A 22,599-nucleotide genomic window follows, 5' to 3' on the forward strand; every position below is an offset into this window, starting at 1 on the left:
CGGACCCATGACCACCACCAGCACCATCTCCACCACCACCATCTCCACGACCACCACCGACGCGAACGGCGTCCCCCTCGCGGACCCCGAGGGGAACCGCCGACAGGTGCTGTACTGGCAGCTGCTGGCGCGCCTGTTCGACCCGGCGGAGCAGCCCGCCCTGGAGACGGCGAGCCTGGCCGTCGTCGAGGACCTGGGCCTGCCCGCGGGCCTGCTGGACCCCCGTACGTCCGTCGATTCGCTCGTCCAGCGCCACCCCGGCCTGGCAGCGGAGTTCGACGGCCTCCTGGCACCCGATGCCGACACCGACGCCGGGGCCGACGCCGATGCCGCCGCCCCCGCCGGGGCCCGCGACCGGGCCGCCGAGGTACGGCGCGCGGCCCTGTACTCCAAGATCCTCCTCAACGCCCTCGCCACCGGCTCCGGCACGGTGACCGCGGGCCAGCTCTCCCGCTGGCAGTCCGACGCGGGATGGCTGGAGCGCGCCCTCGGCTGCAAGCCCGGAGAGCTGCGCGCCGGCCGCCACGCCGGTCGCCACGCCGGCACCGGCATACGCACCGGCACCCCCGGCACCCCGGACCTGTCCACGCTGATCCCCGTGATCGGCCCCGAACTCGCCGCCATCGAGGCCGACCTGGTCAAGCGGATGCGCCTGCGCGAGGTCCTCGCGGACAGCAAGCTCGCCGCCCGCCTGACCCCGAGCATGTCGCTGATCGAGCAGTTGCTGCACGACAAGGGCAACCTCGACGGCACCGCGCTCGCCAACGCCAAGGCCTTGATCCGCCGGTTCGTCGACGAGGTCGCCGAGGTGCTGCGCACCCAGGTCGAGAAGGCCACGGTGGGGGAGCTCGACCGCTCGGTGGCGCCGAAGCGGGTGTGGCGCAACCTCGACCTCAAGCGCACGGTCGAGAAGAACCTCGTCAACTGGAGCCCCGAGGACGAGCGGCTCTACGTCGACCGGCTCTACTACCGGCACACCACCCGCAAGACGACTCCGCAGCGCCTGATCGTGGTCGTGGACCAGTCCGGCTCGATGGTCGACTCCATGGTCAACTGCACCATCCTCGCCTCGATCTTCGCCGGCCTGCCCAAGGTCGACGTGCACCTGGTGGCCTACGACACCCGTGCCGTGGACCTCACCCCGTGGGTCCACGACCCGTTCGAGACGCTGCTGCGCACCCAGCTCGGCGGCGGCACCGACGGCACGGTCGCCATGGCTCTCGCCCAGCCGAAGATCGCCGAGCCGAGCAACACCGTCGTCGTGTGGATCTCTGACTTCTACGAGTGGCGCGGCGAGGAGCTGTTCGCGCAGATGGCCGCCGTGCACCGCTCCGGTGCGAAGTTCATCCCGGTCGGCTCGGTCACCAGCGGGGGCCGGGGCAGCGTCAACCCGTGGTTCCGCTCGCGGTTCAAGGACCAGGGCACCCCGGTGGTCTCCGGCCACATCAGCAAGCTGGTCCACGAGCTCAAGACCTTCCTCACCTGACCCGGCGCCCCGCCCCGCACCCACGTCACGCCCGAAGCCACAAATCCTCGAATCCCCAACTCCGTACCACAGAAAGGCTCCTGTCCGATGTCCGACATGCTCCGCGCCCCCGCCGAGACCAAGTACGCCGACGAGCTGGACTACCTGGAGTCGGTCGACTCCGGCCCGAAGCCGTCCACCTGGCGGCTGTCCCCGAAGATGATCCGTACCTTCGTCCTCGGCTCCGAGCCCTCCGACGGCCTGGAGCGCGAGGTGGCCCAGAAGTGGTTCGGCGAGCGCAGCGTGGTCGAGCGGGCGATCGTCACGCTCGCCTCCGACCGCGGCCTGCTGCTGCTCGGCGACCCCGGCACCGGCAAGAGCTGGCTCGCCGAGCTGCTGGCCGCTGCCGTGTGCCGCAACTCCACCCAGGTCGTGCAGGGCACCGCCGGCACCACCGAGGACCACATCAAGTACTCGTGGAACGTGTCCATGGTGATCGCCAAGGGCCAGTCGCGCGAGTCGATGATCCCCTCGCCGATCATGACCGCGATGGAGACCGGCACGATCGGACGCTTCGAGGAGCTCACCCGCTCCACCAGCGACGTCCAGGACGCGCTGATCTCCATCCTCTCCGAGAAGTACGTGTCGGTGCCCGAGTTGAAGGGCGAGGACGGCACCGTGTTCGCCAAGCCCGGCTTCGCGGTGATCGCCACCGCCAACAGCCGCGACCGCGGCGTCAACGACCTGTCGTCGGCGCTCAAGCGGCGCTTCAACTTCGTCCAGATCCCGGTGGTGACGGACAAGCGGAGCGAGGCGGAGATCGTCCGCTTCCGCACCGAGGAACTGCTGCGCCGCCACCAGATCGAACTGGACGTGCCGCCCACCCTGCTGGACGTACTGCTGCGCTCCTTCGAGGACCTGCGCGCCGTCGCGACGGCGGCAGGCAGCGACGACGAGCGACTGGAGTCGGCCCTGTCCACCGCCGAGCAGATCGGCGTGCTGGAGGACGCCATCCTCCACAGCAACTTCTTCGGCGAACGCGCGCTCACCGCCCAGGCCCTCGGCTCCTCCCTGGTCTCCTCGCTCAGCCGGCGCGCGCCCGAGGACACCAGCATCCTCACCAAGTACCTGGCCAACACCGTCCACCAGCGCAGCGAGCAGGAGGGCGGCGAGTGGCCGCAGTTCCTCGCCGCCGGCCTGGAGACCCTCAAGGCGCTCGCATGAGCCGCGCCACCACCCGGGTGCCCGCCGTCGGCGGGCACCCCGGCCCCGAGACCGTCGAGGCCTTCGACGCGCTTCGCGCCCAACTCGACGCAGCCGCAGCCGAGTTCGCCGAAGGACCCGGCGCCCTGGACGGCATCCTCCACGGCCTGGTGAGCGACGTCGAGCGCGCCCTGCGCGAACCGCTGGAGATCTTTCCGGTCTGCCACCACTCGCCCGCCTCCGCCACCGCCATGGCCCGCCACCTGCGCGCCCGGCAGCCGAGGACGGTCTTCCTCGAACTGTGCGAGGACATGGCCCCGTTGCTCACCGAGCTGCGCAACTGCCGCCTGCCGGTGGCCGTCCAGGCCTTCGCCACCCGCATCGACGGGTTCCCCGCCGACTGGGCACCGCTGTCCGTCGTCGCGCCGATCACCGAGGCCTCCGCCGAGTACCAGGCCATCGCGTACGCGCTGGAGACGCCCGGCGTGGACCTGGTCCTGGTCGACCGGTCCTCGGACCACGTCTTCCAGTGGCAGGCCCGCCGAAACAACCCCGCCGCCCCGGACGCGACCCCGGCCGTCCCGGATGCGACCCCCGCCGGGCCGGGCGCGACCCCCTCCGAGGAGGCCGCACTGCACGGCGACGCGGTCGGCGTCGAACTCGGCGACCTACGACCCCGCTTCGCCGACCTCGAACGGCACCTGCTGCGCCACGGCAAGGTGCGGCACTGGTCGGAGTGGTGGCACCAGTACGTCGAGGGGCCGCTCGGCGACGCCGACCACGACACCTACCGGCAGGTCATGTTCCTGATCGGCAGCCTCTTCCGCCGCCTGGCACCCGGCGACGCCGACCGGGTGCGGGTGGACGAGGACCGCGAGCGGTACATGTGGACCCGCATCCGCGAGCACCTGGCCGCCACCGGCGCCGACCCGGCGCAGAGCGTCTACATCTGCGGCGCCTTCCACGCCGCCAGCCGGGTCGAGGAGTTCGGCCTCCACGGCTCCGACACCTTCGTCGTGCCCCCGCGCACCGCCACCGAGTGGCAGTACGGCCTGATCCCCTCCAGCCACACCGCCATCGAGACGCAGTTCGGCCTCGAAGGCGGGGCGGTGTCGATCGCCGCCGCCCAGTGGGAGAAGAACCTCAAGCGCACCCAGGTCCAGCCCTACCGGCTCAAGGGCCAGGCCGGCGCCGGTGCCAAGGCCCCCCGCGCCCGCAAGACGGCCACCCGCACCCGGAAGGCCGTCGCCCTCGCCCCCGTCGCCGAGGTCGACAGCACCGACAGCACCGACAGCGTCGACAGCACCGACAGGCTGTCCGGGTTCCTGCAGCGCCCGCCCGTCCTGGACCGGCTCGACCAGGAGGAACTGCTCGGCTGGTCCGTGGAGATCGTGCGGGCGGCCCGCCGCAACGGCTACCTCGCCTCCACCGCCGACGCCATCGCCGTCTACGAGACGTCCATCCTCCTCGCCGGCCTGCGCGACCGCGCCCGCCCGACCCCGTACGACTTCCAGGACGCGGCCGTCACCTGCATCGAGAAGGACACCGTGCCCGGCCGGCGCGACGTCCGCCGCCTGGTCGAGATCATGATGGGCGGCGACCGGATCGGCCAGGTCGGCTACGAGTCGCTGCCCCCACTGGCCCGCGACGTCCACGACCGCCTCGCCCCGCTCGGCCTCAACCTCCAGGCCCGCGGCGTCAAGCGCGCTCTGCTGGACATCAAGTCCCAGCCCGACCTGCGCCCCTGCTCCGACGTGCTCTGGATGCTGCGCCACCTGATTCCCGACGCCGCCCGCCCGATCATGGGCGAGCGCACCCTCGGCGACGAACCCAAGCAGGAGTCCTGGGACCTCTCGCTCGGCACCCACCAGCGCGCCCTGATCGAGCTCGGCTACGAAGGCGTCACCCTCGAACAGGTCCTCGAGCAGCGCCTGCGCCGCGAGGCCACCGCCCCGCAGGCCGACGCCGCTCTCGTCCTGCGGACCGTGGAGGACGCTACCCGGTACCTCGGCAGTCGGCGGCTCGCCGACGAACTCGGCGCCCGCGCCCTCCAGGTGCTCACCACCGAGCGCGGCGTCGACGGCGCCCCCGAGGTGCTGCGCCGGGTACGGAGACTGCTGGCCTTCTACCGCACCAGCGAGCCGGTCCTGCCGCGCTGGATCGAACGTTTCGCCGAGGCCGGGTACGCCCACTACTGCGCCCTGCTGCCCACCGCGTTCACCGACGAGACGGCGACGGCGCGCCAGGTCGCGGCGATGCTGAGCTTCCTGTTCAGCATGGAGGGCCTGGCCCTGTCGCTGGGCGGCGACCGCGCCCAACTCGAGCTCGCCGTCGCCCGGTCCGACCCGCAGGACCAGTCCAAGCGCGCCCTGCTGTGGGCCGCGCAGGTCCAACTCGGCCACCTCACCCGCCAGGACCTGCGCGAGCGCTGCGACGGACTGCTCGGGAACCCGCTCCTGCTGCCCGCCTACCCGCGCTACCTCAGCGGGCTGCTCCACGCGCTGGAGCCGGTCCCCAGCCTGGTCGACCTCGTCGTCGAGGCCGTCTCCCAGGCCTTCGCCCGCCTGCCCGACCCGGTCCTGCTGCCCTGGCTGCCGACCCTGATCACCACCCTGCGCAGCGGCGGCGCCGAGCTCGCCCCGAAGCTCACCAAGGAAGCCGGACGGATCTTCCCCGGCCGACTCGCCGAACTGGACGCCTGGGTGCCGCCGTGGCTCGCACCGGTGCCCCAGCCGGCCCGGCCCGGCAGCAGCACCGCCGGACGGGGATCCACCCTGCTCGCGGCACACCCCGCCACCTGCGACACGCTCGCCGGCCTCCTGGACTGCGACGGGTCCTGGACGGCGCCGCACATCCCGGCGGGTTCGGCGCTGCTCGGCCGGCACCCGGGGACGGCCGGCGCTCTGGCGTCCCTGCTCGGCGCCGCCTGAGCGGAGCGCGAGCGGGCCGCCCGTGCGCCGTCGCCCGTCGCCCGTCGGCCCTGTCCTGGCCCCGGCCCTGCCCTGACATCTGGCCCTGTCCTGGCACCCGGTCAGGACAGGGCCGACGGCCGCCTCCGGCGGGGCCGTGGTCATGCGCAGGGCCGAGCGCCCCGTCTACCGTGACCGGGAGACCGGCTTCGAGCGCCACAACGTGTCGGCGGCCCCGGACACGAAACGATCCGAGATGGTCGTCCACCACCTCCCCGCGCACGTCCCCACCGGACTGCTGCCCGCCGGCCGACTGCCTTCCCCGCTGCGGCCCCGTCAGCAGGCCGACGGGGTGAGGACGGTGCGGTCGAACGGGCCGCCGTGCGAGGCGGCGTACGCGACGGCCTCGTTGACCGCGTCGAGGCCGAACGACCGGACCCGTTCGGGGGCGAGGTCCAGGGCGCCCGAGGCGAGCAGCCGGATGATGCCGACGTTCGCCGTACGCGGGTACATCCACTGGCCGCGCACGGTGATCGAGTTGCGCATGATCCACGGGTAGGGGAGTGCGAGGTCGTCGCCGCCGAGCATGCCGACGCCGCCCATGAGGACCACGCGTCCGTATTCGCGCACGGTCATGGCCGCCGTGGCCGCCACCGAGCTGGGAGCGCTCGGCGGCAGCAGGTCCAGCACCAGGTCGATCGGGCCGTCGCCCGCCGCGGACATCGCGGCGCGGTCGCCGGCCTCGTCCCCGGTGAGTGGCACGGGGCGCACCCGCGGGCCGAACCGGTCGGCGAGGAGGTCGAGCGCGGCCCGGTTGCGGCCGGGGGCGACCACCCGGCCCGCCCCCATCGCCAGCGCGAGCGCGACGGCGCTGCTGCCGAGGTTGCCGGTCGCCCCGCTGACGAGCAGCGTCTCGCCGGCCGCGAGCCCGCCGGCCAGCAGCCCGCCGTACGGGATGACGTGCACGCCGAGCGCGGCCCAGCGGGCCGGGTCGTCCCCGGCCGCTGCGGGCAACGGGAACACGTTCTCCGTCGGGACCCGCATGAGCTCGGCGAACGACCCGTCGTGCAGGTACCGGGCGAGCCGCGCGCCGCCCTCGCCCCGTGAGCTCCAGCCCTGGAGGGTGATGTCGGGCGTCAGGGCGTCGTCCCGCGAGCGCACCGTGCAGTCGCACCACACCAGGTCGCCGACCCGCAGCCGGGTGGCGTCCGGGCCCACCTGGACGACCCGCGCCACGCCGCCGATGCCGGGCACGACGGGAGGCACGAGGGGGTATCGTCGCTCGCCGCTGAACACCTCGGCCGCGTACGGGGCCACGCAGGCGGCGAGCACCCGGACCACCACCTCGCCACCGCCGGCCTCGGGGTCGGGCACCTCCCGCACCGTGAGCGGGGCGCCGAACCGCGTCAGGACTGCTGCTCGCACGAGTTGACCTCCGTGTTCGTCCTTCTGTCTGTGCGTCCGTGCGTTCGTGTTCGTCGGGATCGACCCTAGGAGCCCGACGGACATGCGGGAAGCGACGATCGAGCATGTGTGGTATGCGTATGCGGCATGGACGTCACCAGCACCGGCCTGCGGGTCCTGCGACAGATCGCGGAGTCCGGAAGCTTCACCGCAGCCGCCGCCCGGCTCGGCTACACGCAGTCGGCGGTCTCCCGCCAGGCCGCCTCCCTCGAACGAAGCGCGGGCACCGCCCTGTTCGAACGCCGCCCCGACGGAGTGCGGCTCACTCCCGCGGGCCTGACCCTGCTGCGCCACGCCCGCACGATCCTGGACAGCCTGACCGCGGCCGAGCGCGACCTCACCGGTACCGCCCCACAGGCCGAACTGCTGCGGCTCGGACTGTTCCTGAGCGCGGGCGCGGGCATCCTGCCCCCTGCGCTCGCCCGCCTCGCGGCAACCGACCCGCAGATCACCGTCACGACCACCGAGGGCACCACACCCGCCCTGGTCCGGGGCCTGCGCGCAGGCTCGATCGACCTCGCCGTGCTGACCTCCCGCCCGCCCCACCGCCCCCTGGACGGCGAGTCACCGCGCCTGCACGTCGAGACCGTCGCGGACACCGAACTGGTCCTGGCGGCGCCGTCGACCGGAGAGTTCGCCGGCCGCACCACGGTGCACGTCGACGAACTGCTCGACGCCCGGTGGATCGCCACCCCGGCGTCGAACTCCGAACCACTGCTCGGCGTCTGGCCCGGCCTGCCCGGCCGGCCACGCATCGTCCACGCCGCGCGTGACTGGCTGACGAAGCTCCACCTGGTGGCCGGTGGCTTCGGAGTGACGACGGTGCCCTCCCGGCTCGCGCCGCTCCTTCCGCCCGGGGTGAGCCTGCTGCACGTCGACGGAGCCCCGCCCGAGATCCGCCGGATCCTGGTGGCCCGACTCCCCGGCCGCCCGACCCCGACCGTCACGGCCGTCACCCGAGCCGTCATCGCCACTGCGTAAGCGGGGGTCGGTAGCCCCGCCCGCCTGCGCGTCCACCGCCACCGCCACCGCCACCGCTACGGCTACGGCTCCTGCTCGGCCTCGGTGCGGTAGACGCGCAGGCCCCGGCGCTGGTAGTTGACGAGTGCGTTCGGATGGTCGTCGGAGTTGGTGTGCAGCCACACCCTGCGTACGGCCTCCGCCTCCAACGGTTCGGTCGCCCAGGCCTGTTGCAGCGCGAGCGTCAACGCATGTCCGCCGAGCCCCCGGCCGACGTACTCAGGCAGCAGCCCGAAGGTGCGGATCTCCACCTCCCCGCCGGCCAGGGGCTCCAGCGCGGTGATCCCAGCCGTCTCGCCCTCCAACACGATCAGCCAGTACTGACGGTGCGGATGAGTCCGCGCCAACTCCTCCCACTCCCGCTCGGACCGGGTCGCACTGCGCCAGCCGTGGGCCGCACCGACCCGCGCCTGCACCGACCGCACCAGAGCCGACAGCCCCTCCTCCCGCCGCAGCCCCAACGCCGACACAACGCGCCCGGGCCGCAGCTCCCCGAGACCGGTCATCTCCAGATACGTGACAGTCCTGCCCATCCCGCCACGCTACCCACGCCCACCGACACATCGGCCCCCGAGCCTCCCGAACCAGCCCAGGCAGCCCACGTTGCCCAGAAACGTGCAACCCTCCGGCCAGCGGCTGACCCCCGTGGGTGCGGGGAGGACCCTTCACGACCTGCAGCGACGCAGGGGCTTTGCGGGTTCCTGACCGTCGGCCGGTTGGGTGCTGCACTGCTTCACTCCCCGGTCAGAGGCGTTGGTCGAGGCGCGACGCCATGGCCCGGCGCGATGCGAACCCGTGCTCGCAGTGTTCGGTCGTCGGCCGCCGGGATCCGGTCAACTCGGAGCCGTAACCAGCGGAATTCACCTGGTTCGCAGGCGGCCGGGCGGGAGTGGACTCTACGCTCGCACGAACACTGTGGCGCGAAGGGGGAGTGCCGTGGCCCGTGGACCTGTCCGGCGACGCCGGTCGACTGCCGCACGGAGGGCCCGTCGGGTGCGGCAGGCGCGGGACAACGCGGTGCTGCTGGGCGTGGCGGCCGTGATCGTCCTCGTGCTGCTCTCGGTGGTGGTGCAGTGGCTGGCCCAGCACCTGCTGCTGGTGGCCGTGCTGGTCCTCGCGGGCGCGGGGGCGGGCGTCGCCGTGCTGCGCACGCGCGTCCGGGCGCGACAGCGGGAGCTGGACACGCGGGCGGCGCAGCTGCGCCACATCGGGCCGTTCCTGGCGATGAGCCCGAAGGCGTTCGAGCGCGCGTTGGCGGACCTGTGCCGACGGGACGGTTGCACGAAGGTCTCGGTGGTCGGCGGTGCCGGGGACCTCGCGGCGGACGTGCTGGCCACCACCCCGACCGGACAGCGGATCCTGATCCAGGCGAAGCGGTACGGGCCACGGACGTTCGTCGGCTCGCAGGACGTCCAGCGGGTCAACGGCACGTACCGTGACGTGCACCGCTGCGACCTGGCCGCCGTGGTGACGACCAGTTCGTTCACCAAGGCCGCCGCCGCGTTCTGCGCGCGGGTCGGCATCCGCGCCGTCGACCGGCGGGCGCTCGCCCGGTGGGCAGAGGGCACGGGCGGCCCGCCCTGGGCGTGACCCCCGGCTCAGCGCCCGGCCACGGGCACCTGGTGCCCCGGCCGCGCGGCCCGGAACCCGACCACCAGGGCGGCCACGCTCGCGGACAACAACGGGACGAGGATGCCGACGGAGCGGCCGTTCAGCAGCCCGTGGAAGACCTGGTCGACACCGACGACGGCCACCGAGGCGGTGCCCAACGCGGTGACGATGGCGAGGGCAGGCGCTGTCCGTGTCCCCCGGCGGAGGTGGACGGCGGTGCCGATCCACAGGCAGACGGCGGCCGCCGCGATGCTGAGCGCCAGGAAGGCGATGAACCCCGCAGCGAGGGTGTTGAGCTGGGAGGTCTCCACCTCGGCGGCGCCCCACTGTTCGCGCGGCGGCAGGCGGTTGGCGTGACGGGGCCGCATGACCACGAGGTACAGGGGCGCGATGCCCCAGAGCCAGGCCCCGGCCTGCGCCAGCCGTACGGGTACGAGCCCTTCGGCGACGAGCCTTGCGGGCAGGGGCCGGCGGTCCGACGGTTCGTGGGTTGCTGTCATGGCGGTCGCTCCGGGGGAGGCGGGCGGGTGAGGATGGGTAGAGCCTCGTCGGTCCGTCCAGGCCGCCGCATGAGTACGGCTACTCATTCGCGCAGGTCCGGACCCCTAACGGACCGCTGTGACGTCTCCTCAATTGAAATCTACCCCGATGGAGTCCCCGGCCCGACCCACTGGTGCCCACCCGCCTCACCCCTGTTGCCGCCGCCGTGGGGCGGGGGCGGTGCGGTGGTCGATGTCACCAAGTCGACCAGCAAGGGCCGTTGTCAGAGCCGTTTGGCAGGATGGTCCCCATGCTCGCCATCCACCCTGACCAGCGCCTTGACGACCGGCCCGCCCAGCCCGCTCGACCCGCTCTCCCTGCCGTCCGGGGCGGCTTCGAGGTGCACCTGACCGTCGGGCACGGCGCCGCCGACGCGCTGGCCGCGTGGGCCGACGGCCAGGGCTTGAAGTTCACCCACATCCTGCTGGAGCGCGGCACGTCGCCCTCGCAGCCGATGCTCACCCTGCGCGCCGACGGCACGCTGGAGGAGGTCGCCGCGCTGACCGCCCGGGTCCGGGGCCGGGTCGAGCGGGCCGGATTCACCGTCCTGCGGGCGAAGATCGAGGCCACGCCGTGGGCGGAGGGCGTCCCGGCCTCGGACGAGGACGCCGCGTCGCACGGGGCCGGGCGCTACTTCGAGCACCACGTCAAGCTGCTGCTACCGGCCCAGGCCCAGGCTCTGCCCCAGGCCCAGGCTCCGGCCCGTACGGCCCAGACCCCAGCAGCCGACCCCGCCCGCTTCGCCGAGCTCACCGCACTGGCCGTCCGGCACGGCGCGCACCTGTCGCGCAACCCGCGCCGGACGCGCGAGGACGGCCGGCGCGAGTGGTTCGTGACCCAGCGGTGTCGCCTGGTCGGCCTGGACACCGCGGGCCGCCGGCTGGACGCGCTGCTGCGGGACCTCTCCGCCGACGGCCGCGAAGTCGCCTCGGTGGAGCGCGAGTTCGTGGTCGTCGACAGCGACGAGACCCTCGACGCGGGATGGATCACCGAGCCCGGGCACAGTGCCCGGCAGCACGGAGAAGGAGAGCCGACATGACCGAGGGCCAGTCCCAGTCCCCCCACTCCCAGTCCCAGCTCGGGCCCCAGCCGCAACCCCGGCCCGAGTCCCCCGTGGCGTGGGAGGACCTGCGGTACGGGCCCTGGCAGGGCGTCCTGCTGCCCAAGCAGCCGCCGTCGGAGGAGGTCCGGGAGGACCGGGACCTGCCCAGGAGCATCCGCCCGATCGACGACGAGACGGTGACCCAGCAGCCGGTCTTCGACCCCGCCCTCGCCGGCTACGCCCGCGCCCTCCGGCCCAGCGAACCCGCGTTCACCGACCCCGGACTCGCCGAACGCTGGCTCACCGCGCGGCGCGAGGCGCTCGACACCGTACTGTCCGCCGTTGCCGACTCGCCGTGGGCCGAACACCTGGTGCTGCGCGGAAGCATCCTGCTGCGGGCCTGGTACGGCGAACACGCCCGCGAACCGGGCGACCTGGACTTCGTGGTCCGCCCGGTGGATTGGCAACTGGAGGACGAGCGGACGGAGCGCATGCTCAGCGAACTCGCGACCGCCGCCGAGCGCCTCTCCGGCGGGGTGCGGCTGCACGCGGACCAGGCGCTCAGCGACGAGATCTGGACGTACAGCAGGATCCCCGGGCGGAGGCTCGTCCTGCCGTGGTCGGCGCCGGGCGTCCCGGGCGGGAGCGTCCAACTCGACTTCGTCTTCACCGAGCACCTGCCCGTCCCGCCGCAGCCCTACCGGCTCCCGGGCGTCACCGGACCACTGCTCGGCGCGACGCCGCAGCTCTCCCTCGCGTGGAAGCTCCTGTGGCTGGTCTCCGACAACCACCCCCAGGGCAAGGACCTCTACGACGCGATCCTGCTCTCGCGCACCGCCGAGGTCCCCTACGACCTGCTGCGGCAGGTCTTCGTCCAGTCCGACGAGAGCTGGTCGCGTTGGCCGGTCCGCCCGGAGCAGATCAGCGGCCTCGAGGTCGACTGGGACGAATTCGCCAAGGACCACCCGGAGTTCGCCGAACCCGTCGAGGAGTACCCGGCCCAACTGCTCGCCGCGCTCCACCCGACCTTCGCCGACCGCGGCGAGTACGCCCTGCGGGCCCAGTGGCTGGCCCCGCTGATCGAGGAACTGCGGGACGTACTGGCGAGCGAGGGCATGGACGAGGTCCAACAACGCATGTCCCGACGCCACATGCTCCCGGACAACACCCTGGTGATCACGTGCGAACTGCTCGGCGGCGACCTCGACGCCGCCGACCGTACCGTCGCCGACCATCTCGGCACCGCACCCCACCGGAAGACCCGCCTCCTGGCGGCGGCCGCCTCGCGCTACGCCGTCGAGCTCGCGGGCGACGACGGCGGGGCGCGCACCACCGGCTGAGGCCAATCGGCCCCGGGCACACCCGTCGTCGTCCTGACCGGGCCGTGCCGACTCCGGGAGCGTACGAGTGCCGCCTCAGGAGCCCTCGACGGCGCGGCTGGGCAGGCGGGCGGGCAGGCGGCGGCCAGGTCCTCGCGGGTGCCGGAGCGCCGGGGCCGCCCTGACGGGTGGCGTGCTCGTCGTAGCCGGTCAGGAAAGCGGTCGGCCGGTGGAAGGAGTCGCAGCTGACCAGCAGGGGCGTTGGCCGATGCAGGCGAGGTGCTCGCGCTCGTCCATCTCCGGGAGCTGCTCGATGGGCTCGCCGTCGGCTGCCGGAGTCACGAGTTGCTGTCGGCCGGGTGCAGAACGGCCTGGGCGATCTCGCGCACGCGAGCCAAGGTGATTCCGGTCCTCTGCTCGACGGCAAGGGGATGGTCGGTGGGCTCGAGCTCGATGAGGGGGCGCCGACCGATGGGCCTGGTGTGGAGGCGGGTCTTCAGGTTGACGGTGCTGGGCGAGTAGACGGGAAGCTCGGTGGTCAGCCAGCCGAAGTACGGCCTCTCGGATTCACGCCCTGGTGTGTCCCAGAGGTCTGCGGCGCGGGAGAAGTTCTCGGGGCTCAGGGAGACCCAGACGCCCCAGGAGAACACGTCGCTGCTGCCGACGACCGGTATCTCGACCAGGCCCTTGACGAAGTGGTGCTGCGCTTTGATGACGCACTGATCCGACGAGAGCAGGCAGCCCGGGGCCCCGTCGAAGCTCGGGTCCCAGACGGAGGGGGCCGTTGCCGAGTAGTTCATCGGCAGTTCTGCGTGGTGCGCGCCGCAGCACGAGCAGGTGAATCCGGGATCACTGGTCATGGGCGGAATCCTAATGATCGGATCTGACACCTGTCGGGGCACTCCGCCCGCCGGGACCGGCGGCGACCCCGATCCCCCCGATCCCCCCGATCCCCCCGATCCCCCCGAGACGGCCTCTCGAGGGGGCAGTCCCGTTCCAGCTTCGAGGCGGATGAGGCCGCAGCTGCCCCACAACCTCCGCCACGGCAGGTGAACGGACTCCGCTGAGGGGCGGTTCACCTCGCCCGGGTCCGTCCGGCAGCGGTTCGGGACCTGTTCGGGTAGGGCCCTCGGGCAACGGCCTTCGTGCGGTCGGATGTTGGGCGCGGAAGCGGGAAGGGCGGCCGTCACCGGATCGGGGTCCACCCTGATGGGCGGTTGACGGGAAGTGAGACGCCAGCAGTAGGCACGGCGTGTCGGTGTACGCCGCAGGTTGGATCATGGGCCCCTCCCCGCGCCGTACAAGATGAGGGTGCGGCGGACCGAAGACTGGAGGTGATCCCGGACACCGACTCCGCACGGAGGAACTGCCATGGCTCTGCAAGGCATACGAACGATTCCCGTACTGACGGCGGGTGTTGCAGCCTCCGTTCTGGCGGCGCTGACTCCCGCGACGGCGTTCGCGGCGGCGGATCCGCTCCAGCAGTACGAGCGGCAGGGCCTCCGTTGGGAGCGCTGCGACGCGCAGCGCCCGGAAGAGTTCGAGTGCGCGAAGGTCAAGGTGCCGCTGGACTACGGCGACCCCGGGGGCAGGCGGATCGACCTCGCGATATCGCGGATCAAGGCGAGCAACGCGAAGGAGCGGCACGGCGTGCTGCTGATCAATCCCGGGGGCCCGGGCGGTCCGGGGCTGACCATGCCCGTGGAGATGCAGCCGCTGCTGCCGGCCGGGGTGAGGGAGCGGTTCGACCTGATCGGGTTCGACCCGCGCGGAGTCGGGCAGAGCTCGCCGATCGGCTGCGACCTGACGGCGGACGAGCAGACCTTCCAACACCCCTACGCGGCGGCGACGTTCGCCAGGGACGTGGCCCGGGCCCGCACGGTGGCCGACAAGTGCTGGGCCAAGGCGGGGGATGTCCTGCCGCACATCACCACCCGCAACACGGCGCGGGACATGGATGTCGTCCGGGCGGCGCTGGGGGAGCGGCGGATCTCCTACTTCGGGCACTCGTACGGCACCTACCTGGGCGCGGTCTACACCCAGATGTTCCCCCGGCGCTCGGACCGGTTCGTCCTCGACAGCGCGCTCGATCCCGCGCTCGCGTGGCGGGGCTCGCTCCGGGGGTGGTCGGCTGGGGCCGAACTCGCCTTCACCCGCTGGACCGAGTGGGCCGCCGCCCGCAGCTCCACGTACGGGCTGGGCAGGACCCCGGGCGAGGTCCGGAAGACGTTCTGGGACCTGATCGCCCACGCCGACCGGACGCCCGTCCCCACGACGGGCGGGGCACTCGACGGGGACGCCATCCGCTCCGGGTACGCCGCGTTCGTCCGGGTGGAGACGGTGACCCCCTGGATCGTCGCGTTGAAGGCCGCCGCCGACGGCGGGGCGCCGGCCCCTGCCGGGCCGGCGGAGCCGGGAGCCGCGGCGGCGGGTGAGTCGGCGCCGAACCGGCCGAACACGGCGCCGTCGGGGGCGTTCGGAGCGGCGGTTCCGGCGGACAACATCCCCGCCGTCGCGTGGGCCGTCTTCTGCGGCGACACCCGGAACTGGCCGCGCGACCCCGAGCGGTACCGCCGGGACGCGATCCGGGACCGGGCCGAGTACCCGTTGGCCGGCGACCTGGGAGCGGGCATCGTGCCGTGCGCGTTCTGGAAGTCGGCGGCCACCGAGCAGGCGACCGTGGTGGACAACGACGTCAACGCGCTGATCGTGCAGAACCAGTGGGACCCGCAGGCGACCCTGGCGATGGCCCAGGGCATGCGGCGGGCACTGCACGGCGCACGGATGGTCACGGTGGTCGGCGGCGAGGGTCACGGTGTCGTGGTGGTCGGCCCGTCCTGTGCGGACGACAGCGTCACCCGGTACCTGACCACAGGCCGGCTGCCCGCGAAGGACCTGAACTGCGAGGCCTGAACTGCAGGGCCCGATCTGCGGGGCCTGAACTGCGGGACCTGAACGGGCCGCTGACCGTGTCGGCGACGGCACGGCGGCGACGCAGAACGGACCCTTGGCTCGACCGAGAGAGGTCAGGCGAGGAAGGCGCGGAGCAGGGATGCCGTTGCGGCGAGGTGTTCCTCGGTGGCGCGGCGGGCGGCGTCGCCGTCGCCGGCGAGGATCGCGCGGACCATGGCCCGGTGCTGTTCGGCGGCGTGCTCGATGTTGCGGTCCAGCATGGGGATCGCGTTCAGCAGGTCGTTGAGGCGCATCCTGGCCTCGGCGATGGCGGCGGCGAGGGCGGGGGAGCCGGTGAGTTCGCCGATGGCGAGGTGGAAGCGGGAGTCCAGCTGGCGGTACTGCTCCGCCGGGGCCGCGTCCAGTTCGGTGAGCCGGTCCTCCAGGTGGGCGCGCTGTTCGGGGGAGAGGGGGCGCCGGGCGGCGGCCTCGGCGGCGCCGACCTCCAGGACCTGCCGGTAGGTCAGCGCGTCCTCGAGTGCGCCGCCGAGGTCGCGGGCGGCGCGGCGCAGGTCGGCGACGTCCGGTTCGGGCATCCGGTAGGTGACGAAGGTGCCGCCGTAGCGGCCTCGGCGGGGTTCGACGCAGTCGGCCTGCTGGAGCGTGCGGAGTGCCTCGCGCAGGGTTTCGCGGCTGACGCCGAGCCGGGCGGCGAGGTCGCGTTCGGCGGGCAGCCGGTCGCCGGGGCGGAACACGCCGAGCTTGATCGCCTGGAGCAGCCGTTCGACGGTCTCCTCGAAGGCGTTGCCGGTCCGGACCGGGCGCAGGATCGCCCCGGCCTCCCAGTCGAGCCGTGCCTGCTCACGTGTCACATCCACGTCCACGCGGGAATCGTACCTGCGATCGGATCTCCCGCACTCGTTCCCGTCCTGCCCTTGACGTGGCCACCGTCCAGCCGGAACGATGCTGCTCACCCACCCAATGGTCTGACTTTAGACCATTGAAGAGCCGTCCGACCGTCGAAGCCGCCGGGGCGGGTGTGCCACGCCGTCGTGGCCGCGCACCCCCCGGCACACCCTCAACCCCCAGGGGTGCCCATGACCGACGCACGCTCACCCGACCACCCTGCCCCCGCCGTGTTTCCGCTGGACTCATCCCCCGTTTCCGCCGACGAACAACGCCTCCGCGAGCTGGGCTACACCCAGGAGCTGGCCCGCTCGATGTCGGGCTTCTCCAACTTCGCCGTCTCCTTCTCCATCGTCTCGATCCTGTCCGGCTGCCTGACCCTCTACGGGACGGGGATGAAGACCGGCGGCCCGGCCCTGATCATCTGGGGCTGGCCGGTGGTCGGCCTGCTGACCCTCTGCGTCGGCCTCGCGATGGCCGAGATCTGCTCCAGCTACCCGACGGCCGGCGGGCTCTACTACTGGTCCGCCAAGCTGACCCGCAGCCGGAGCCACGGCCCGGCCTGGAGCTGGTTCACCGGCTGGTTCAACTTCCTCGGCCAGGTCGCGGTGACCGCCAGCGTCGACTACGGCGCGGCCTTCTTCACCAACGCCTTCCTCGACCTGCGCTTCGGCGTCGCGGCCACCCCCGCGCACACCATGGAGATCTTCGCGGTCATCCTGGTGGTGCACGGCCTGCTCAACACCTTCGGGGTGCGCCTGGTCGCCGTCCTCAACAGCGTCTCCGTGTGGTGGCACCTGATCGGCGTCGCGATCATCGTCGGCGCGCTCGCGCTGCTCCCCGAGCGGCACGCCTCCGCCTCCTTCGTGTTCACCGAGTTCGTCAACCAGACCGGCTTCCACAGCCAGTTCTACGTCGCGATGCTCGGCCTGCTGATGGCCCAGTACACCCTCACCGGCTACGACGCCTCCGCGCACATGACCGAGGAGACCCAGGACGCCGCCCGCTCCGGCCCGCGCGGCATCGTCAACGCCATCACCGTCTCCCTGGTGGCCGGCTGGATCCTGCTGCTCGGCATCACCTTCGCGATCCGCGACTACGACGGGGCGCTCAACAGCGACACCCAGGTCCCGCCCGCGCAGATCTTCATCGACGCGATCGGCTCCGGCGGCGCCCAGTTCCTGCTGCTCATCGTGATCGGCGCCCAGTTCTTCTGCGGCATGGCCTCCGTCACCGCCAACTCCCGCATGATCTACGCCTTCTCCCGCGACGGCGCACTGCCCGGCTCCCGGCTCTGGCACCGCATCTCCCCGCGCACCCAGACCCCGACCAACGCGGTCTGGCTCGCCACTGGCGGCGCCCTGCTGCTCGGGCTGCCCGCGCTCTGGAACAACACCGCCTACACGGCCGTGACCTCGATCTCCGTCATCGGCCTCTACCTCTCCTACGTCATCCCGGTGTACCTGCGGCTGCGCCAGGGCGAGGACTTCCCGCGCGGCCCCTGGCACCTGGGCCGCTGGAGCCGGCCGATCGGCGTCGTGGCCGTCGTCTGGACGGCGGTGATCACCGTCCTGTTCATGCTGCCCACCGCCAGCCCGATCACCGTCGACAGCTTCAACTACACCCCGGTCGCGGTGGCCGTCGTGGTCGGCTTCGCCGGCATCTGGTGGCTGGCCTCGGCCCGGCACTGGTTCACCGGGCCGCACGTCGGGGCCGCGCCGTCCGACCTCGGCACCCCGCAAGCCCACGAAGCACCGCCCGCCCCCGACACCCGGGACACCGAACAGGAGACCCGATGACCACCCCCCGGCTCACCCTCGACGAGCTGCGCACCCGCGTCGCCGACGGGTCCGTCGACACCGTCGTGCTCGCCATGACCGACATGCAGGGCCGCCTCCAGGGCAAGCGCGTCGCCGCCCAGTACTTCCTCGACGACGTCGTGACCGGCGCCGCCGAGGGCTGCGGCTACCTGCTGGCCGTCGACGTCGACATGAACACCGTCGACGGCTACGAGGTCTCCTCCTGGGAGAACGGCTACGGCGACCTGACGCTGCGCCCCGACCTCGCGACCCTGCGGTCCGTCCCCTGGCACCCGGCCACCGCCATGGTCCAGTGCGACGTCGTCCAGCACGACGGCACCCCGGTCGCCGTCTCCCCGCGCCAGGTCCTCCAGCGCCAGCTCGACCGCCTGGCCGGCTACGGCTGGCAGGCCCAGGCCGCCACCGAGCTGGAGTTCATCGTCTTCCGGGACAGCTACGAACAGGCCTGGGACAAGGACTACACCCGGCTCACCCCGGCCAACCAGTACAACGTCGACTACTCCATCCTCGGCACCGGGCGCATCGAGCCCCTGCTGCGCCGGCTGCGCAACGGCATGGCCGGCGCCGGGCTGACCGTCGAGTCCGCCAAGGGCGAGTGCAACCTCGGCCAGCACGAGATCGCCTTCAAGTACGCCGACGCCCTCACCACCTGCGACAACCACGCCGTCTACAAGACCGGCGCCAAGGAGATCGCCGCCCAGGAGGGCTGCAGCCTCACGTTCATGGCGAAGTACGACGAACGCGAGGGCAACTCCTGCCACATCCACCTGAGCCTGCGCGACGAGCAGGGCGCCCCGGTGTTCGCCGGCGACCGCCCGCACGGCTTCTCGCGCACCATGGAGCACTTCCTCGCCGGCCAGCTCGCCTGTCTCGCCGACTTCGCCCTGCTGTTCGCCCCCACCGTCAACTCGTACAAGCGCTACGTTCCCGGCAGCTTCGCGCCCACCGCCATCGCCTGGGGGCGCGACAACCGCACCTGCGCCCTGCGCGTCGTCGGCCACGGGCAGTCGCTGCGCTTCGAGAACCGCGTCCCCGGCGGCGACGTCAACCCGTACCTCGCGGTGGCCGCCCTGATCGCCGCCGGACTGCACGGCGTCGAGCAACAGCTCGAACTCCAGCCGGAGTTCACCGGCAACGCCTACGCCTCCGACGCGCCCCGGGTGCCCGCCACCCTGCGCGACGCGGTCGACGCCTTCGAGCGCAGCGCCGTCGCCACCGAGGCCTTCGGCAAGGACGTCGTCCGGCACTACACCCACGCCGGACGCACCGAACTGGCCTCCTACGAAAGGGCGGTGACCGACTGGGAGCGTCGCCGCGGATTCGAGCGGCTGTGACCCACGAGGACCGCCGACCGCCCCTGATCGGCATCAGCAGCTACCAGGAGGACGCCGCCTGGTCCGTCTGGAACCAGCGCGCCTCGCTCGTGCCCCAGACGTACGTCGACTCCGTCGTCCGCGCGGGCGGCACCCCGGTGCTGCTGCCGCCCCAGCCCGGCGGGGCCGACCACCTGCTCGACGCCCTCGACGGGCTCGTGCTGGCCGGCGGATCGGACGTCGACCCGGCCCGCTACGCGGCGGCCCCCCACCCGCGCACCGGCCCGCCCCACCGCGCCCGCGACGACTGGGAGAGCCGGCTGCTCCGCGCCGCCCTCGCCCGGGACCTGCCGGTGCTCGGGGTCTGCCGCGGCATGCAGCTGCTCAACGTCGAACTCGGCGGCACCCTCGTCCAGCACCTGCCCGACGACAGCCACCAGATCGTTCCCGCCCGCTTCGTCCGCCACCGGGTCGAGGTCGTCGACGGCAGCCGGCTCGCCGCCGTGCTGGGGCCCGCCACCGAGGTCGCCTGCTACCACCACCAGGCCGTCGACCGGATCGGCTCCGGCCTCCGGGCCACCGCGCACAGTGCCGACGGGACGGTCGAGGGGCTCGAACTGACCGGCCACCGCTTCGCCCTGGGCGTCCAGTGGCACCCGGAGACCGACCCCGACGACCTGCGCCTGTTCCACGCGTTGATCAACGCGAGCCGGACCGCCCGCTAGACCGCAAGCCGCCGCCGGCCACCACCGCCGGCCACCACCGCCAGTCGCACCGCCAGCCAGAGGGAGAGCCCCCGATGACCGAACCGGACCTCTTCGAGGTCGTCAACCCCGCCACCGAGGAGGTGATCACCACCGTCGAACTGGCCGGCCTGGCCGAGACCGACGCCGCCGTCGCCCGCGCCCGCGCCGCCTTCGACAGCTGGCGCCGGGTGGCCCCCGCCGACCGCGCCCGGCTGCTGCGCGCCTTCGCCGCCGCCGTCGACGCCGACTGCGAGCACCTCGCCGCCCTGGAGGTCGCCAACGCCGGCCACACCATCGGCAACGCCCGCTGGGAGGCGGGCAACGCGCGGGACGTCATCGAGTACTACGCGGCCGCCCCCGAGCGGCTGTTCGGCCGGCAGATCCCCGTCGCCGGCGGCATCGACGTCACCTTCCAGGAGCCGATCGGCGTCGTCGGGGTCATCGTGCCCTGGAACTTCCCGATGCCGATCGCCGCCTGGGCCCTCGCCCCGGCGCTCGCCGCCGGCAACACCGTCATCGTCAAACCGGCCGAGCTCACCCCGCTCACCGCGCTGCGACTGGCCGAACTCGCCCTGGCGGCCGGAATCCCCGAGGGCGTGCTCCAGGTCCTGCCCGGACGCGGCCCGGTCGTCGGCGGGCGCTTCGTCAGCCACCCCGACGTGCGCAAGGTTGTCTTCACCGGCTCGACCAGGGTCGGCAAGGAGATCATGGCGGGCTGCGCCGCCCAGGTGAAGCCCGTCACCCTCGAACTCGGCGGCAAGAGCGCCAACATCGTCTTCGCCGACGCCGACCTCGCCAAGGCCGCCGCGACCGCGCCGTACGCCGTCTTCGACAACGCCGGCCAGGACTGCTGCGCCCGCTCCCGGATCCTGGTCGAGGCCTCCGCCTTCGACGACTTCATGGCGCTCCTGGAGCCGGCCGTGCGCGGCGTGCGGGTCGGCGACCCGGCCGACGAGAAGACCGAGATGGGCCCGCTGATCTCGGCCGCCCACCGCGAGCGGGTCTCCTCGTACGTCCCGGACGCCTCGGCCGTCGCCTTCCGCGGCAACGCCCCCGAGGGGCCCGGCTTCTGGTACCCGCCGACCGTCCTCGCGCCCGTGCGGCACGACGACCGCGCCTTCACCGAGGAGATCTTCGGCCCGGTCGTCGCCGTCGTCCCGTTCCGCGACGAGGAGGACGCCCTGCGGATCGCCAACGCCACCGAGTACGGCCTGTCCGGCTCCATCTGGACCAGGGACCTCGGCCGCGCGCTGCGCGTCTCGCGCGGCGTCGAGGCCGGCAACCTCTCCGTCAACTCCCACTCCTCGGTGCGCTACACCACGCCGTTCGGCGGCTTCAAGCAGTCCGGCCTCGGCCGCGAGCTCGGCCCGGACGCCCTCGACGCCTTCACCCAGACCAAGAACGTCTTCATCTCCACGGAGGAATGATCACCATGACCCAGCGACTCGACGGCCGCGTGGCCGTCATCACCGGCGCCGGCAGCGGCATCGGCCTGGCGACCGCCCGCCGCTTCGCCGCCGAGGGCGCGAAGGTGGTCTGCGTCGACCTCGACCCCGAGACCGGCGCCAAGGCCGCGAACGAGGTCGGCGGCCTGTTCATCCAGGCCGACGTCACCGACGAGACCGCGGTGCGCGACCTCTTCCAGCGGGCCGTCGACGAGTACGGCCGCCTCGACATCACCTTCAACAACGCGGGCATCTCCCCGCCGGACGACGACTCCATCCTCACCACCGGCCTGGAGGCCTGGAAGCGCGTCCAGGAGGTCAACCTCACCAGCGTCTACCTGTGCTGCAAGTACGCGATCCCGCACATGCAGCGCCAGGGCAAGGGCTCGATCATCAACACGGCCTCGTTCGTCGCCGTGATGGGCGCGGCCACCTCGCAGATCTCCTACAGCGCCTCCAAGGGCGGCGTGCTGGCCATGTCGCGCGAGCTGGGCGTGCAGTTCGCCCGCGAGGGCATCCGCGTCAACGCCCTCTGCCCGGGGCCGGTGAACACCCCGCTGCTCCAGGAGCTCTTCGCCAAGGACCCGGAGCGGGCCGCCCGCCGGCTGGTCCACATCCCGCTGGGCCGCTTCGCCGAGCCCGAGGAGATCGCCGCGGCGGTGGCCTTCCTCGCCTCCGACGACTCCTCGTTCATGACCGCCAACACCTTCCTCGTCGACGGCGGCATCTCCGGCGCCTACGTGACCCCGCAGTAGCCGCGGCCCCGTAGTAGCCGCGGCCGCCACCGGCCGCGGAGGCCTCGGGGGGGGGGGGCGGGGGGCGGGGGGGGTCCTTTGGGGGGCGTTTCCCAAAGGGGGGGGGACTCCGAGAAACGGAGGCGGGGGGTGGGGACAGTTTGTGGTAT

The 22,599-nt window shown here is 72.8% G+C and carries 18 protein-coding genes; 13 read left to right on the top strand and 5 right to left on the bottom strand.

Annotated elements, in window-relative coordinates; all coding sequences use genetic code 11:
* The first annotated feature begins 7 nt into the window (after positions 1-7).
* The 3 genes from ACZ4W5_RS15545 (at position 8) to ACZ4W5_RS15555 (ending at position 5,598) form a co-directional block, all read left to right on the top strand.
* Positions 8-1,486, top strand: coding sequence for a VWA domain-containing protein (locus tag ACZ4W5_RS15545; protein ID WP_465654931.1), 1,479 nt, complete (start codon positions 8-10; stop codon positions 1,484-1,486).
* Between the two features lie 87 nt (positions 1,487-1,573).
* The gene (locus tag ACZ4W5_RS15550; RefSeq protein WP_465654933.1) at positions 1,574-2,689 is read left to right on the top strand and encodes an ATP-binding protein; all 1,116 of its coding nucleotides are present in this window, start codon (positions 1,574-1,576) and stop codon (positions 2,687-2,689) included.
* Entirely contained in the window at positions 2,686-5,598 is a 2,913-nt protein-coding gene (locus tag ACZ4W5_RS15555; RefSeq protein ID WP_465654935.1) for a DUF5682 family protein, read from the top strand. Before ACZ4W5_RS15550 ends, ACZ4W5_RS15555 begins: the two co-directional genes overlap by 4 nt.
* Before the next feature lie 315 nt (positions 5,599-5,913).
* Here the strand turns inward: ACZ4W5_RS15555 and ACZ4W5_RS15560 are convergent, their stop codons facing one another.
* Complete coding sequence (locus ACZ4W5_RS15560) at positions 5,914-7,002, bottom strand: alcohol dehydrogenase catalytic domain-containing protein (RefSeq protein ID WP_465654937.1); 1,089 nt, start codon at positions 7,000-7,002, stop codon at positions 5,914-5,916.
* A 126-nt stretch (positions 7,003-7,128) separates the two neighbouring features.
* On the opposite strand from ACZ4W5_RS15560, the gene ACZ4W5_RS15565 reads away from it, so the two are divergent.
* Positions 7,129-8,022: a LysR family transcriptional regulator gene (locus tag ACZ4W5_RS15565; protein ID WP_465654939.1), complete on the top strand. Its 894-nt coding sequence runs from the start codon at positions 7,129-7,131 to the stop codon at positions 8,020-8,022.
* Between the two features lie 62 nt (positions 8,023-8,084).
* On the opposite strand, the gene ACZ4W5_RS15570 is transcribed toward ACZ4W5_RS15565, so the two are convergent.
* The gene (locus ACZ4W5_RS15570; protein WP_465654941.1) at positions 8,085-8,594 is read right to left on the bottom strand and encodes a GNAT family N-acetyltransferase; all 510 of its coding nucleotides are present in this window, start codon (positions 8,592-8,594) and stop codon (positions 8,085-8,087) included.
* A gap of 460 nt (positions 8,595-9,054) precedes the next feature.
* Here ACZ4W5_RS15570 and ACZ4W5_RS15575 point away from each other — a divergent pair, with 460 nt between their 5' ends.
* The gene (locus ACZ4W5_RS15575; RefSeq protein WP_465654943.1) at positions 9,055-9,651 is read left to right on the top strand and encodes a restriction endonuclease; all 597 of its coding nucleotides are present in this window, start codon (positions 9,055-9,057) and stop codon (positions 9,649-9,651) included.
* Between the two features lie 8 nt (positions 9,652-9,659).
* Here ACZ4W5_RS15575 and ACZ4W5_RS15580 read toward each other — a convergent pair whose 3' ends face one another.
* Positions 9,660-10,172 (bottom strand): hypothetical protein, encoded by a 513-nt coding sequence (locus tag ACZ4W5_RS15580; protein WP_465654945.1) that lies wholly within the window; start codon positions 10,170-10,172, stop codon positions 9,660-9,662.
* A 290-nt stretch (positions 10,173-10,462) separates the two neighbouring features.
* On the opposite strand from ACZ4W5_RS15580, the gene ACZ4W5_RS15585 reads away from it, so the two are divergent.
* Positions 10,463-11,251 carry a hypothetical protein gene (locus ACZ4W5_RS15585; RefSeq protein ID WP_465654947.1) on the top strand — a complete coding sequence of 263 codons (789 nt, stop codon included), beginning with the start codon at positions 10,463-10,465 and terminating at the stop codon, positions 11,249-11,251.
* On the top strand, positions 11,248-12,594 hold the full coding sequence (locus tag ACZ4W5_RS15590; RefSeq protein WP_465654948.1) for a nucleotidyl transferase AbiEii/AbiGii toxin family protein: 1,347 nt from the start codon (positions 11,248-11,250) through the stop codon (positions 12,592-12,594). The genes ACZ4W5_RS15585 and ACZ4W5_RS15590 overlap by 4 nt, the downstream gene beginning before the upstream one ends.
* 317 nt (positions 12,595-12,911) lie before the next feature.
* On the opposite strand, the gene ACZ4W5_RS15595 is transcribed toward ACZ4W5_RS15590, so the two are convergent.
* Positions 12,912-13,373, bottom strand: a complete 462-nt coding sequence (locus ACZ4W5_RS15595; protein WP_465654970.1) for a DUF2199 domain-containing protein — start codon at positions 13,371-13,373, stop codon at positions 12,912-12,914.
* Between the two features lie 571 nt (positions 13,374-13,944).
* On the opposite strand from ACZ4W5_RS15595, the gene ACZ4W5_RS15600 reads away from it, so the two are divergent.
* Entirely contained in the window at positions 13,945-15,486 is a 1,542-nt protein-coding gene (locus ACZ4W5_RS15600; RefSeq protein ID WP_465654950.1) for an alpha/beta fold hydrolase, read from the top strand.
* A gap of 113 nt (positions 15,487-15,599) precedes the next feature.
* On the opposite strand, the gene ACZ4W5_RS15605 is transcribed toward ACZ4W5_RS15600, so the two are convergent.
* On the bottom strand, positions 15,600-16,349 hold the full coding sequence (locus tag ACZ4W5_RS15605; RefSeq protein WP_360229448.1) for a FadR/GntR family transcriptional regulator: 750 nt from the start codon (positions 16,347-16,349) through the stop codon (positions 15,600-15,602).
* Positions 16,350-16,562: 213 nt separating this feature from the next.
* On the opposite strand from ACZ4W5_RS15605, the gene ACZ4W5_RS15610 reads away from it, so the two are divergent.
* From ACZ4W5_RS15610 to ACZ4W5_RS15630, 5 genes are all read left to right on the top strand, one after another.
* A complete protein-coding gene (locus tag ACZ4W5_RS15610; RefSeq protein ID WP_402490537.1) occupies positions 16,563-18,170 on the top strand; it encodes an amino acid permease in 1,608 nt (535 codons plus the stop codon).
* Entirely contained in the window at positions 18,167-19,525 is a 1,359-nt protein-coding gene (locus tag ACZ4W5_RS15615) for a glutamine synthetase family protein (RefSeq protein ID WP_360229450.1), read from the top strand. The genes ACZ4W5_RS15610 and ACZ4W5_RS15615 overlap by 4 nt, the downstream gene beginning before the upstream one ends.
* Entirely contained in the window at positions 19,522-20,229 is a 708-nt protein-coding gene (locus ACZ4W5_RS15620) for a gamma-glutamyl-gamma-aminobutyrate hydrolase family protein (protein ID WP_465654953.1), read from the top strand. Before ACZ4W5_RS15615 ends, ACZ4W5_RS15620 begins: the two co-directional genes overlap by 4 nt.
* 74 nt (positions 20,230-20,303) lie before the next feature.
* Positions 20,304-21,677, top strand: a complete 1,374-nt coding sequence (locus ACZ4W5_RS15625) for an aldehyde dehydrogenase family protein (protein WP_465654955.1) — start codon at positions 20,304-20,306, stop codon at positions 21,675-21,677.
* Positions 21,674-22,450, top strand: a complete 777-nt coding sequence (locus ACZ4W5_RS15630; protein WP_465654956.1) for a 3-oxoacyl-ACP reductase — start codon at positions 21,674-21,676, stop codon at positions 22,448-22,450. Before ACZ4W5_RS15625 ends, ACZ4W5_RS15630 begins: the two co-directional genes overlap by 4 nt.
* The last annotated feature ends 149 nt before the right edge of the window (positions 22,451-22,599 follow it).

The sequence above is a fragment of the Kitasatospora sp. NPDC029367 genome (genome assembly GCF_055569135.1).

Bases quoted from the DNA above. Each gene is read 5' to 3' on its own strand.
- ACZ4W5_RS15570 (WP_465654941.1), bottom strand. From the start codon at position 8,594: ATGGGCAGGACTGTCACGTATCTGGAGATGACCGGTCTCGGGGAGCTG.
- ACZ4W5_RS15555 (WP_465654935.1), top strand. From the start codon at position 2,686: ATGAGCCGCGCCACCACCCGGGTGCCCGCCGTCGGCGGGCACCCCGGC.
- ACZ4W5_RS15590 (WP_465654948.1), top strand. From the start codon at position 11,248: ATGACCGAGGGCCAGTCCCAGTCCCCCCACTCCCAGTCCCAGCTCGGG.
- ACZ4W5_RS15610 (WP_402490537.1), top strand. From the start codon at position 16,563: ATGACCGACGCACGCTCACCCGACCACCCTGCCCCCGCCGTGTTTCCG.
- ACZ4W5_RS15625 (WP_465654955.1), top strand. From the start codon at position 20,304: ATGACCGAACCGGACCTCTTCGAGGTCGTCAACCCCGCCACCGAGGAG.
- ACZ4W5_RS15585 (WP_465654947.1), top strand. From the start codon at position 10,463: ATGCTCGCCATCCACCCTGACCAGCGCCTTGACGACCGGCCCGCCCAG.
- ACZ4W5_RS15565 (WP_465654939.1), top strand. From the start codon at position 7,129: ATGGACGTCACCAGCACCGGCCTGCGGGTCCTGCGACAGATCGCGGAG.
- ACZ4W5_RS15580 (WP_465654945.1), bottom strand. From the start codon at position 10,172: ATGACAGCAACCCACGAACCGTCGGACCGCCGGCCCCTGCCCGCAAGG.
- ACZ4W5_RS15630 (WP_465654956.1), top strand. From the start codon at position 21,674: ATGATCACCATGACCCAGCGACTCGACGGCCGCGTGGCCGTCATCACC.
- ACZ4W5_RS15550 (WP_465654933.1), top strand. From the start codon at position 1,574: ATGTCCGACATGCTCCGCGCCCCCGCCGAGACCAAGTACGCCGACGAG.
- ACZ4W5_RS15545 (WP_465654931.1), top strand. From the start codon at position 8: ATGACCACCACCAGCACCATCTCCACCACCACCATCTCCACGACCACC.
- ACZ4W5_RS15595 (WP_465654970.1), bottom strand. From the start codon at position 13,373: ATGAACTACTCGGCAACGGCCCCCTCCGTCTGGGACCCGAGCTTCGAC.
- ACZ4W5_RS15615 (WP_360229450.1), top strand. From the start codon at position 18,167: ATGACCACCCCCCGGCTCACCCTCGACGAGCTGCGCACCCGCGTCGCC.
- ACZ4W5_RS15600 (WP_465654950.1), top strand. From the start codon at position 13,945: ATGGCTCTGCAAGGCATACGAACGATTCCCGTACTGACGGCGGGTGTT.